This is a genomic window from Dinghuibacter silviterrae, assembly GCF_004366355.1.
GTDB lineage: Bacteria > Bacteroidota > Bacteroidia > Chitinophagales > Chitinophagaceae > Dinghuibacter > Dinghuibacter silviterrae.
This window is the reverse complement of sequence record NZ_SODV01000001.1, coordinates 3,150,892-3,163,599: the sequence shown is the minus strand read 5'-3', so window position 1 is coordinate 3,163,599 and position 12,708 is coordinate 3,150,892. Positions and strand designations below refer to the sequence as shown.

Genomic DNA, 12,708 nt, shown 5'->3' with positions numbered 1-12,708 from the left:
TATCGGCGACCCGAATATAGAAAAATTTCCTCAAATATCCCAGTGCATCTGTATGAGGTTGGCCACTAACGCCGTCCACCCGGTCTGATGACTGGCGCCGAGCCCCTCCCCGGTCTCCCCGTGAAAGTATTCATGGAAAAGAATGTAGTCCTTAAAGTGGGGATCCGTCTGGAATTTCTCGCGGCGGCCAAACACCTTGCGGCGGCCGCTGGCATCCCGGGCAAACAAACCGATCAGCCGGAGACTGAGGTCCCGGGCGACCTCGCCCAGGTCGTGGTATTCACCACTGCCCGTGGGATGGGGGACCCGGAGACGATCCCCGTAAAAGTCCTTGAAGCGATGGAGGCTGCGCACGAGCATATAGTTGACGGGCATCCAAACGGGGCCCCTCCAGTTGGAGTTGCCGCCGTACATATCGTTGTCGCTTTCGCCCGGCAGGTAACGCACGCCAAAGGTGCGGTCGGTGTGGGCATACAAATACGGTTCTTCTTCGTGGGCCTTGGACAGGGACCGGATGCCGGATGGACTAAGGAATTCTCCCTCGTCCAGCATGCGGCGCAACACGCTTTTTAACCGGCGGTCCCGCACAAGGCTCAGGAGGTGCCGGTCTTCAAACGCTTCACCGGCCCAGCGCGTGACCAGGGCAAGGAGGTCGGGGCGGTTTTCCAGGAACCAATCCACGTGACGGAGAAACTCGGGCTCGCTGTTCAGCGCCCGGCGGTCGATGACGTCCACCGCGAAGAGCGGGATGAGGCCCACCATGCTCCGCACCTTTAGCCGGACCGTGCTCATGTCGAAACGGCGCACCTGGTCATAAAAGAAACGGTCCTCCCTGTCCCATAAGCTGCTCATGCCATCCCCCATAATATCGATGGCGCCGGCCATATAGAGGAAGTGGCTAAAGAACTTGCTCGACATGTCCAGGTAACGCTTGTTGGCGTGCGACAGCTCTATGGATATGCGGAGCATGTTCAGCGCAAAAAGGGTCATCCAGCTCGTGGCGTCGGCCTGTTCCAGGATGCCGTCCTCCAGGACCATGCTGCGGTCAAAGACGCCGATATTGTCGAGCCCGAGAAAACCACCCTCGAAGATGTTGTGGCCGCGGGTATCCTTCCGGTTGACCCACCAGGTAAAGTTGACCAGCAGTTTGTGAAACATGCCTTCCAGAAATTCGCGGTCTCCCCGGCCGCCGCCCGCCTCCTTGCCCATGCGATACACTTCCCAGGTGGCCCAGGCAAAAACGGGTGGGTTGGCGTCGTTAAACGACCATTCATACGCGGGCATCTTCCCGTTGGGATGGATGTACCAGTCTTTGGTCAGGAGCTCCAATTGATGCTGGGCAAAATCAAGATCCACCAGCGCCAGCGTCACGCACTGGAACGCCAGGTCCCAGTTGGCGTACCAGGGGTACTCCCACTTGTCGGGCATGGAGATGATGTCGTCGTTGTGGAGGTGTTTCCAATCGTAGTTGCGCCCGGACAGCCGGGACTCCGGCGGTTTGGGTTTGGCGGGATCGCCGGCCAGCCATTGCTGGACGTTATAGTAGTAGAATTGTTTGTTCCAAAGAATACCGCCCAGGGCCTGCCGCTGGATGAGCCGGTGGTCTTCATCCGCCACGCGTTGTTGCAGGTCTGCGTAAAAGTCGTCGGCCTCGCGGATACGCGCCGCAAAGACCTCGTCAAAGTCCGCAAAAGCATCATACGCCCCGGCCTCCAGGTCCCGCGGCGAGAGCCGCAGCCGGATGGTCCGGCTTTTCCGGCCGGGGATATACAGGGCGTAGCGAAGGGCGGCCTTGGTGCCCATCCGCCTGGGATCGACGGTGGGCAGGCCGTGTACCACGTGTTCGTGGACACCGTCCTTGTAAAACGATTCGGGGGTGTCGTTTCCAAAAAGCCGGTGCGGGTTGGTCTCGTTGTTGCAAAAAAGGGCCTCGCCCCCTTCCTCGAAAAAACACGTCTTTACGCCCACGTCTTTGTGGACAACCGCAATGCCGCCGTTGCCAAGCCCCATGCCCGGTTTGTACGAATGCTCCTCCCAACTCCAGGTGTTGCGGAACCAAAGGGTGGGCAACAGGTCCAGGGAAGCCGCCCTACGGCCGCGGTTATGCGCCGTGATACGGACGAGGATGTCTTCGGGTCCGGCTTTCGCATATTCTATAAAGACGTCGAAATACGCGTCGTGGTCGAACACCCCCGTGTCCATGAGCTCGTATTCCGGCTCCTCCCGGGTGCGCCGGGCGTTTGTGTCTTTTAGTTTTTGGTAGGGGTAAGGGGCCTGGGGGTACTTGTACAACATCTTCATGTACGAGTGGGTCGGCGTGCTGTCCAGGTAATAGTACAGCTCCTTGACGTCTTCCCCGTGGTTGCCCTCCTTGTTGGCCAGGCCGTAAAAGATTTCCTTCAGGATCGGATCCTTGTGGTTCCAAAGCGCCAACGAAAAGCACAATTGCTGCCGGTCGTCCGAAATACCCCCGATGCCCTCCTCACCCCACCGATAGGCCTTGCTCCGGGCCATGTCGTGGGTGGAGTAATGCCAGGCGTCTCCATTCTCGCTATAGTCTTCGCGAACGGTCCCCCATTGCCTGTCCGATACATAGGGCCCCCATTTTTTCCAAACGCCGTGCCTTAGCCTTTCGCGCTCCTGGTTCATGGCGCAAAGATAAAAAATGCACCGGTGTCAGGACAACAAGATAACTATCTAATCGTTACTTTACAGATGATGAACATTTTCTACGCCCTTATCCTGCTCGCCACCTGGCACTATGACCTGGACGAGGCCAAACAACTGGCTCAGAAAGAGCACAAACACATCCTCCTGAATTTTTCCGGGTCCGACTGGTGCGGCCCCTGCATCGTTCTTCGCCAGGAAGTCCTGGACAATCCTGCGTTCCAGCAAATGGCGGACACGACGCTCGTGCTCGTCAACGCCGATTTTCCCCGCAAAAAAAAGGACCAGTTGCCCGCCCGCCAGCAGGCCATCAACAGCGCCCTTGCGGACAAGTATAACCCCGACGGTCACTTCCCCCTGACCCTGCTGCTGGATGCCGATGGCAAGGTCGTATATACCTGGGACGGGAACCCCGGCCTGAGCGCCGCCGCCTTTGCCACCGAAGTGAAAAAGCGGGCCGATGCGGACCACCTTTAAGCAGACCCAAAAGCTCATGGGCAACCGCTTCGAACTGAGCGTCATCGCGGAGGACGAAGCCTGGGCCATGGCGCGCATCACCGACGGTGTCGAAGAGATCCGCCGGATAGAGCGCCTGCTAACGACCTTTAGTGACGACAGCGAAACGGCGCGGGTCAACCGGCACGCGGGCGAACACCCGGTCGCCGTCAGCGAAGAGACCTTCGCCCTGATCGAACGCTCGCTCCGGCTTTCTGCGCTGACACAGGGTGCTTTCGACATCACGTACGGATCCGTAGACAAACGCCTGTGGAATTTCGACCAAACGATGACGGAGCTGCCCGACGCCGCCACGGTCAAACAGATGGTTCGTCTGATTAATTATCGGAACGTACTCCTCGACAGGTCCGCCCACACTGTATTTCTGAAAGAACCGGGCATGCGGATCGGCTTTGGGGGAATCGGTAAAGGGTATGCGGCGGAGCGCGCCAAACAGGTCATGCAAGCCAGCGGGGTCACCGACGGCGTCGTTAATGCATCGGGGGACCTCGCCGTCTGGGGGCATCAGCCGGACGGCAAACCCTTCACCATCGGGATCGTAAATCCCAACGCCGTGAACCATGTCTTTTCCACGATGGAGGTCACGAACATGGCGGTAGCCACGTCGGGGAACTACGAGAAATACGTGATGATCGGCGGGCGCAGGTATTCCCACACCATCAACCCGCGGACGGGTCTGCCGGTGACGGGTGTCAAAAGCGTAACGATCCTTTGTCCCAACGCGGAGCTGGCCGACGCCATGGCCACGCCCGTCATGATCATGGGCATCCGGGCGGGTCTCGACATGATCGACCAGATCCGCGACATGGAAGCGATTTTGATCGACGACAACGATCATCTTTTTACCTCCAAAAACATACATTATGCATAAATGGTGGCTCCTGGCATTGTTATTCACCACTGGCTGTACCACGGTCAAGGAATATCAAAAAAACCGTATCAACGATTCTGAGATGACCCTCTCCAATAGAAAGGTCGAAAAAGAAGAGCTCAATTTTCAAAACTACCGCGAAGGTTCCTCCGGGGCCAACGGTGGCAAAACAGGGGGGGGCTGCGGCTGTAACTGATGAGAAGGGTTTGTCTAACGGTCATCGGCATGTGCCTGACCATCGTACACGCATTTTCGCAAACAAAGGATACGAGCGCTTATAAGTCGCGGCCGCTTCGCCTCGACGAGGTCAACATCGTCTCCAGCTATTACACCCAGACCGCGGACAAATCAGCCGTCTCGGGCGGTCAGACCGGGGCCATCGGCAACGGGGACGTGACCGACCTGGCCAACGGGATCGAGATCAAATTCGTCGGCTGGGACGGAAAGGGCCGGAAAAACAACCTGACGGGCGGGCTCGGCCTGGACCACCACACCGCCGCCTCCCAGGGTTATGTCGACCTCAACGGGACGGCCAAAAAAGACGGGAGCCGTCTCTACCCCACCCTGGACTGGTCGATTGAAAACACAAAAAAAGGCACGGAGTTTGGCATAGGCGCCTATTACTCCGCCGAGCACCACTACTACCACTCCATCGGGTTAAACACGTCCTGGTCCAAAAAGAACAAACACAACGGCGAGTTCAGCGCCAAGCTGTCCGGCTTTTTTGACAACATCCGGATGATCTATCCCGCCGAGCTGATCCCGGTCGACTCCGCCACGGTCACCACGCCGGGTGACAGCACGGTATACGTCACGACCGCCAGCGGCCGGACCGAAGCCCTGACCTATTCGACCAGCGGGACCGTCACGACCGTTGTGGCCAGTGCGCCCATCTCGTCAAAGACGCGCGACTCTTATGCCGCCTCCTTTGGCTGGACCCAGGTCATCAATACGCGGATGCAGATGGCGTTCCTCATGGACCTCGCCTACCAGAACGGCTACCTCGGGCTGCCCTTCCACCGCGTCTATTTCAAAGACAGCGCGACCGCCGTCGTGGAGCACCTCCCCTCCAACCGTTTTAAACTCCCGTTGGGCGTACGCCTGAATTACTTCCTGGGCGACAACGTCATCCTACGGGCCTACTACCGCTTTTACGTGGACAGCTGGGGGCTGACGTCGCATACCGCGAGCCTGGAAGTCCCCGTCAAGATCACGCCCTTTTTCTCGGTGTCCCCCTTCTACCGCTACTATGTGCAAACGGCCGCGCGCTATTTTGCGCCCTACCAGCAGCACACCGCGGAGGACACCTACTATACCAGCAACTATGCACTCTCGGCCTTCTCCGCGAATTTCTTTGGCGTGGGCGTCCGGATCGCACCGCCAAAGGGGATTTTCTTCAAAGGGTTTAATACGCTGGAGATCCGGTATGGGCACTACGCGGAGACGACCGATCTGACGAGCGATGTGGTGTCGGTGGCCCTAAAATTTCGTTAGGGTTTCTCCAGTACGAGTACCACCTTGTTAAAATCCGCGGAGGCGTTTATCACTTTTTTAAAGTGCTCAAACTCCTCCAGCGGATAGCGTATGCTCTTGTACGTTTCCCGGATCGACACCGTGACGTCGGAACCGTTTTGCGCATACGTGGACGTAAAACCCATATTGGGAAACGACACATCCATGGCAAGGTCCTTCAGGTTCCTGACGGTATACCCGTCGGGTACGTGCAGGGTGATGGTCCGGTTTTCCTCGTGCGGGAAGGGCATTTCGGCGGGGAGCTGGCGCGGGCGCTCCTGGTACATTTCAGTCTGGGTGCCGATGACTTCCCCGATCTTGACGAGCAAACGGCTGCCGGCGTTTTCGATGAGGTCGGGGCAACGGATGTCCGCCTCGATGACGAGGGGTGTGTTGTGAAACGCCTCGGTCATAGCCGAATGGGAGACGTTGATGTTGGACACGTCGGCGCTGTTGCCGATGGACTTGACGATGTCTTTGTTGGCCTCGTCCTGTTTGTCTTTGGGGAGAAAGGTATAAATGGGGCGGTATTCCGCGGCGCCGTAACCGGTCATGATCTGGCGGCCGTGGACCAGGAGGGTGTCCAGGCCGGTGCTAAACCGCAGGTCGGCTTCCATGTTCAAACCGCTGGAGTCCCAGGGCGCAATGGGGACCATCCCGAAGGTGGCCAGGGCCGTGGTATACGAACCCAGCGACAAGGTCTTTAGAAAAAGCCCGCGGCCGCCGGCCATGGTGGGCCGGATGAGGGGATAGCGCGTGGCGTCCTGGGTGGGATCGAGATAGGCCCCGGTGCCCGGGAAAAACAGCAACACGTTCTCGGCCCGGTCCCAGTCTTCGAGCTCCGGATCCAGGGGAATGCCGCCGCGGTCGCTGGCAAGCACCAGTTCGAAGGGGATGCCCATTTTGTCAAAAAGCGCGGCAAACAAGCGGATGACACCCTCGTCGTTGGCCGTATGGGTGTTCAGGATCTGGGGCAACAGGTCGCCCCCGGAACCGGTGAGCTTTTTATCGATATCGATGTGGGTCTTGACGTAGTCCTCCAGATAGCTGATGCGGCCGCCCAGGGACGTGTCCGGGGCCGCGGGAATTTTGCCGATAAAGCCGTCCAGGGCCTTGTCGTCCTTGTCGGTCCGGGTCGTGTAAAAGTCGTAGGCGCGTTTGCCGAGGTCTTTCCAGGTATACAAACGGACGCTGGCGGCGTTCCCCATATTGTAGCTGAGCTTGAAGTCTACCCGGGCGAGGTATTGGTCACGGAACGAATATTTCTCCTCGGGCAAATCCCTGATGTTGTCCTCGGCGCCGGCGATGACGCGTTTGTCGCCGATGACGCTGTCCGGGCTCACGGCAAAGCCGTTGTAGCCTTTGGCGCTAAACTTCATACCGGCGGGGCTGATGAGCAGGTAACGGGCCCGGAGGCAGGGCACCTCCCCGCTTTGAAAGAACTCCGAACCAAAGAGGTAAAAGGGCCTTTTCTCCTCGTAATAATATTCTACTTCCGAGCCCTTCTCCACCCCGTCCATGGCGAACTGGCGGTACTGGGCGCCGTCCTCTTCCGTGGACTTGATCTTGTCCGGCGTTACGTCGATGACCTTTCCGGAAGAAAGGATGGTCCGGGCCCGGATGTTGGTGACCTCGCTGCCTTCCCGGATGGGGAGGTACATCTTGTTGAACATCTCGATCCCCTTGTCGTCCCGGATGTGGACGATCTTGTGAAAGGCCTCGAACACGGCAAATTCGTTCCCGTCCTTCCGGAATTCGGTGGAGCGTTCGTCGAGGATGGTCACCGCGCTGGCTTCCCCGAAAGCCGGGGGAACGGTGTGGAGCTGCGGATGATCCGGCCAGCTGACGGGCGTGGTATAGTCAAAGGTCTGGGCGGCGCAGGCGGAAGCGATGCTGAGGGAGGCAGCAACAAAAACAGTTCTCATAGACCGTTCTTTTTGACAAAGACGAGTTGTTCTTTATAGTGATTGAGGATCTGCTTGACGGCCCCGTTCCAGCGGGGGAAGTCTTTCGATTCCATCAGCAGGGTTTTGTCGGAATAGGTCTGGCGGCAGATGACCTGCCCCGTCTTTTGGGTATACCGGATGCTAAAGTCCATGTTGTCGTCGCTGTAGGCAAAGTCCTTGGGGAGGTAGCTGAGCTCGTACCCCTGCGGGATATCGAAAACGGTGAACTGGTCGATGACGGACTCGTAATCCCTGGCCATGGGCACCTTGCGCAAGGACGTATCGATGATCGTCGACCCGGTAAAGAACTTTTCCAGGTTGAGGTTGATGTACAACTCGGAGCCGATCGTTTTCCCATACCCGGGAATGTCAAACCCCGCCTGGATATTCACCAGCTTCCTTGTGTCGTCCAAATAGCGGATGGCATAGTCATTCAGGATAAATTTGTTGCTGCCCTTGCCCATGCGGTACTTGACGTAGTCCCGGGCGTCGCTGGTGTCTTTGAACAAAAGATGGTCGCAGACGTCGGAACCGTAGTAGCCCTTGTAGTACACGCTGCTGCTGCCCTTTAGCCCGCTCCCGGTCCAGGCGATAAAGGTGCTGTCGGTCACCAGGCTCGAATCCGCCCCCACCACGGGCACGCGCAGGGTTTTGTATGCATCGGGCGACAACGCCACCAGCGCCTGTTTGCCCTGGATAAAAGCGCTGGGGTAGCCAAAAATACAATTGGGGTCCGTACCGTCTAAAAAGATCCACCGGTCCCCGGACCGGAACGTGGAGATCATGTGGTTGTCGCAAAGCGGCAGGGGCAGGTCGGTATGGTCGTAGGGAATGTCCCGGGTCCCGATCCAGGTAAAATACGCCTGTAGCCCCGCCATCCGCAGCAAGGCCGTGAGCAGGCTCGCCATATCCTTGCAGTCCCCGAAACGCCGGTTACACACCAGGGCCGCGGGCCGGGGGATAAACCCTTCCAGGCCGTCCTCGAAGGCCACGTAACGAATGTGGTGCTGGACCCAGTGATAAATGGACGCGGCCTTGGCTTCGGGGGTGGTCAACCCTTGCGTCAGGCTGTCCACCAGGAGACGAAGCTGGCCGTCGCTGATACTGTCCATGCGGCCGATAAAACCATAGTCCCACGCATACAGGTCCTTCAGGCTGTCCAGAAAGGAGACGCGCTGACCCGCCTCGTCCTTGTACGCACCCAGCCGCACGATGACGTGGGGTTCGTACCAGGCGGGCGGGGGGGCATCGGCAAAAGACGTTTCGGGTTTGACGTTGTCCGCCGTGAACGTCAGGCCGTGTTTTTCTTTGGACACGTGGACCAGGCTGCCGGGGTCGTTCCGGACGTCGTACCGCACTTCCATATCGGAGGGGTAGGTCACGTGATAGGTCTCGTGGACCACCGGGATATAGCGGATGAAATAAAAGGGCGAGAACAGGTGGAGCTCCTTTTGCGTCTCCGTATAGCTGACGTAGGCGATGGCCCCCTGGGACAAAGAGGGGAAGTCAAAGACGGTCCGTTTGATGTCGTCGTAAAATACGTCCCGGTCTTCCGCATTTTCGGTCTTTACACCGGCCACGCGTAACCGCTTGCCGCCGGGCACGTCCGTATACGCGTCCAGGTGGTCGACGGTCGTAAAGTCCCCGTGGTATACCTCGTATTTGTTAAACAGACCGTTGGCCTTGTCGTCCAGGATCATCAGCTTTTCCGTGATCTTCGTTTCGGCCTTGGGCACGCCCGCGTCCATAAAAAAACGGGTGTCGCTTTGATAGTCCAGGATCACGGCGTTGTCCCCCGGGTAACGGGCCCGGAGCTCTTCCAGGCTTTGGGCGCGGACGCTCCCCCACCCTGTCAGCCCCAGAAGCGCCCACCTAATATATTGCTTGCAAGACGCCATAGTAGTAGACTGTTGTCTGTTTCAGGTTTCCCTTTGGGTCATACATCACGCTGACGCCCTCCAGGTCCCCGTTATAGTAGTACTCCTCCCGGTAAAGAACCCCCGTGGGATAGTAATACCTGCATCGTCCATGCAAGTTATCGTAATAATTTTCTTCTTCCGATTTTATGTGGCCATTGGGATAGTACCCTTTTTGCAGCCCCTGATCCTTGCCCATCTTTTTCAGCCCGGTAAAATCCAGCTGACCGTTGGAAAACCAAAGGGTCCGCACCCCATCCACCTCGCCGTCCACCACGGTGAGCTCGGCGCTTTTTTGCCCGTTGGGGTAAAAGGCCTTTACCGTCCCCGTCCCCCCGGGGAGCGGGAAAAACCTGCCGGCGTACCCATACCCGTACAAGTTTCCATGATGGTAGAAGTAGGTATAAGACACCCGGTTGCTGTCCCCATAGTGCTGCATGGGGCCTTCCAGCGTGCCGTCCTCGTAATTCTCCTCCCGTAAAAGCGTGCCGTCCTCGTTGTAGATCAGGTGTTTGCCGTCCATGTTGTCGTCCTTGCAGGTATACGACGTGCGGAGCGTCCCGTCCGGGTAGTATTCTTTCCAGAGACCCACGCGGCTGCCCAGCCGGTAGGTGCCTTCCATTTCCTTTCCACCGTCATGGTAGTACTCGATATAGGTACTGTCCGCCAGGCCTTGCCGGTAAAAGCGCCGGGTCAGGAGTTTATGGTCGGGATAAAAAAATTGAAATGCGCCATCGGGGTGGTAGTTCCGGTAGTGCCCCTCCGATGCTTCCTTCCCGGGCGCAAACCAGGTGTGGAAGGCGGTTTCCCCCGGGGGGATGTCCTTGTCCTGGAGCAACCCGCCGGCCGTATCCCATTCGGTGATATGGACGGGCCACCCGGTCCGGTAGCGGAATTCGATGGTTTTCCGTCCGTTGGGCGCGTAGTTCGTGGCCAGGCCATTTTGCTCCCCGTTCACAAAAAAGGATTCGGAGGTCAGGTGCCCAAAGGCATCGTACTCCCTGTAGGGACCCGTCCTTTCCCCGGCGTCGTACCATCCTTCCTGGCGGACCCGGCCGTTTTCATAATAGTAGGCATAGTACCCCTGTTCCTGGCCTTCCGCATATTGGATGCTGTCCTCCAAACGCCCGTCCCGGTAGTAGTTCACGCGGGGTCCGTCGAGCGCCCCCGCCTTGTAGACGGACCGGCCGCTCACCTCGCCCGTTGGATAGAAGTAGGTATAGACGCCTTCCTTATCCCCCTTGAAGGAATACGCGCCCTCGCTGATCCTGGTGCCCAGGGAATCATAATAGGTCAGGGTTCCCCCGGAAGCGCGGATAGCGCCGGACTGCGTGGGTTTTCCATCCGGACCGTAAAATTGAACCGCGCGGATTTTGCCCTTTTCGTAGGTATCTTCTTCGAACAAAAGGCCGCCCTCTGTATAATCGGACTCCTTCCCATCTGCCTTGCCCTTTGTGTAGGGCTGGGTTTGCCTGACCTTCCCGTTGTCATAATATTCCGTATACACGCCCTCCAGGTCACCGTGTTCGTAGGTATAGGTTTCGTGGACATGACCCGAGGGATAAAATGTTTTCCAGGGTCCGTTGGCTTCCCCTTTGTCGAAAGAGGCATCCTCGGTGAGCGTCCCGTACGCGTTGTATTTCAGGCGGCGCCCCTGCAGCTTGCCGTTGACATAGGGCTCCTCCATCGAGGTTTGCCCGTTGATAAAGTAAGTCGTACAAAGCCCATCGGGTTCCCCGTCCTTCATCGTAAACCGGGACAAAAGGAACCCGTTGGAGGTGTATTCGATGCTAGGGCCTGTTCTTTTCCCACCCTCGTACTCCGATACCATGTGGGGCAACCCGTTGTAATACCAGGACCGGAAATGGCCCTGGATGTGGTCGTCCACCCAGGGGACGACCTGGTTTAGCATCCCGTTGTCAAACCAGGCGTGTGTCGTGTCCTCCAGCTTTCCCGCCTGGTAATGGCTGACCTCCTTGAGCAGGCCGTTGGGATGGTAAAACCGCCATTCCCCCGTCCGTTGCGTATGGTCGTCCAGCGCGCCCGTGGACTTTACGGCCCCGGTATTGTAAAAAAACACCCAGGGGCCCGCGCCCAGGGTCACGTCCTGGCCAAAACCGGTATAGTTCCCCAGCCCCTCGATGCGGTTGTCGTACAAAAGACATTTCCGGGTGACCGTGTCCCGGTTCGCCGGGATCAATTGTTCCGTGCTGACGATCTTTTGGAAATAGGCCTCCGACGCCTGCGCAAACGCCTTGATCTCGTCGTTGTGGTGTTTGAGCCATTCCGTCACTTCCTTGATATTGAACCCGCTGAACATATCATAGACCAGGGCGTTGAACTGCCCGTCGTCATAGACTTTTTTGAAATAAGGGACATAGTACTGCATCCAGAAACCCGTATCCTCCGGCCGGTACGCCGTTTTCTCCAGGAGCGCCTGCATCTGGCGGACGATCGGGTCCTCCAGGTCGCAGTGGAGGACGTATTTTTTGTCCAGGGCCGCCTTGCTCAAAAAGATTTCCGTCTCTTCCGCGAACCCGGTTTCCTGGCGTTTTGCCGCCAGCCCCGCCACCTCGTCCGTCACGTTGGACAGGCTCGTCATCAACGCCACCACCGTGCGGGCATACCTGCCCTGCGGTTTGAGGGCCAGGTACGTCATAAAGCTCAGCATACAGGGCACCACATTCCCGTCCTGGATGGCCGTCAGCCCCAGGAAGTAATGCGCCGACGCCATTTCCGGCTGAATCAGCACGCACCGCTCAAAATCCCGTGTGGCTTCCGTCATCCGCTGGAGGTGGTACAAACAAACACCCCGGTTGAAGTATGCCTCATAGTTGTAGGGCGACCGCTCGATCGCACGGTCGTAGTCCGCCAGGGCGGAATCCTTTTGCCCCAGTTCATCCAGCGCCTCCGCCCTCAGGGCATACCAGTCCGAGGCCTGGTCCGGGAACCACGCCAGCCCTTTTTCTGCGTAGCCTTTTGCCGCTTCGAAGTCGCTGTCGGCATACGCGCTCATCGACAATTCGTGGAGGACCTGGCTATAATTGGTGTCGTTGGGGGATACCGTTTGGTACAGCGCGATGGCTTGTTTGTACTGGCCGTCGTCGTGGAGCTTGCGGCCATTCTCAAGGAGGTTGCCGCTGTTGGGAAGCTCGCCCGGTTTTTGCCCGTTGCCGGGGTTTTGGCCGCCGCCGGGCGTTTGACCGTAGGCGCCGGCGCCGATCGCGAGGGCAAGGAGGATGCAAAGGGTGGGTCTCATCGGATAATGGGTGGACCCTAA

Annotated in this window: 8 protein-coding genes; 4 read left to right on the top strand and 4 right to left on the bottom strand. The window is 58.2% G+C overall.

Annotated features, from left to right (window positions below; all coding sequences use genetic code 11):
* Window positions 1-30: 30 nt before the first annotated feature.
* Window positions 31-2,649: an MGH1-like glycoside hydrolase domain-containing protein gene (locus EDB95_RS13710; RefSeq protein ID WP_133994368.1), complete on the bottom strand. Its 2,619-nt coding sequence runs from the start codon at window positions 2,647-2,649 to the stop codon at window positions 31-33.
* A 66-nt stretch (window positions 2,650-2,715) separates the two neighbouring features.
* Between EDB95_RS13710 and EDB95_RS13705 the strand changes: the two genes are divergently transcribed.
* From EDB95_RS13705 to EDB95_RS13690, 4 genes are read left to right on the top strand one after another with little or no spacing between them, the layout of a single operon-like run.
* Window positions 2,716-3,144: a thioredoxin family protein gene (locus EDB95_RS13705; protein ID WP_133994367.1), complete on the top strand. Its 429-nt coding sequence runs from the start codon at window positions 2,716-2,718 to the stop codon at window positions 3,142-3,144.
* Window positions 3,128-4,054, top strand: a complete 927-nt coding sequence (locus EDB95_RS13700; RefSeq protein WP_133994366.1) for an FAD:protein FMN transferase — start codon at window positions 3,128-3,130, stop codon at window positions 4,052-4,054. The genes EDB95_RS13705 and EDB95_RS13700 overlap by 17 nt, the downstream gene beginning before the upstream one ends.
* Window positions 4,047-4,250 (top strand): DUF4266 domain-containing protein, encoded by a 204-nt coding sequence (locus EDB95_RS13695; protein WP_133994365.1) that lies wholly within the window; start codon window positions 4,047-4,049, stop codon window positions 4,248-4,250. Before EDB95_RS13700 ends, EDB95_RS13695 begins: the two co-directional genes overlap by 8 nt.
* Window positions 4,250-5,548 (top strand): DUF3570 domain-containing protein, encoded by a 1,299-nt coding sequence (locus tag EDB95_RS13690; RefSeq protein WP_133994364.1) that lies wholly within the window; start codon window positions 4,250-4,252, stop codon window positions 5,546-5,548. The genes EDB95_RS13695 and EDB95_RS13690 overlap by 1 nt, the downstream gene beginning before the upstream one ends.
* On the opposite strand, the gene EDB95_RS13685 is transcribed toward EDB95_RS13690, so the two are convergent.
* From EDB95_RS13685 to EDB95_RS13675, 3 genes are read right to left on the bottom strand one after another with little or no spacing between them, the layout of a single operon-like run.
* Complete coding sequence (locus tag EDB95_RS13685; protein ID WP_133994363.1) at window positions 5,545-7,491, bottom strand: DUF3857 domain-containing protein; 1,947 nt, start codon at window positions 7,489-7,491, stop codon at window positions 5,545-5,547. The genes EDB95_RS13690 and EDB95_RS13685 overlap by 4 nt on opposite strands.
* Window positions 7,488-9,410, bottom strand: a complete 1,923-nt coding sequence (locus EDB95_RS13680) for a DUF3857 domain-containing protein (RefSeq protein WP_133994362.1) — start codon at window positions 9,408-9,410, stop codon at window positions 7,488-7,490. Before EDB95_RS13680 ends, EDB95_RS13685 begins: the two co-directional genes overlap by 4 nt.
* Window positions 9,385-12,687: a tetratricopeptide repeat protein gene (locus tag EDB95_RS13675; RefSeq protein ID WP_133994361.1), complete on the bottom strand. Its 3,303-nt coding sequence runs from the start codon at window positions 12,685-12,687 to the stop codon at window positions 9,385-9,387. Before EDB95_RS13675 ends, EDB95_RS13680 begins: the two co-directional genes overlap by 26 nt.
* Window positions 12,688-12,708: the final 21 nt, after the last annotated feature.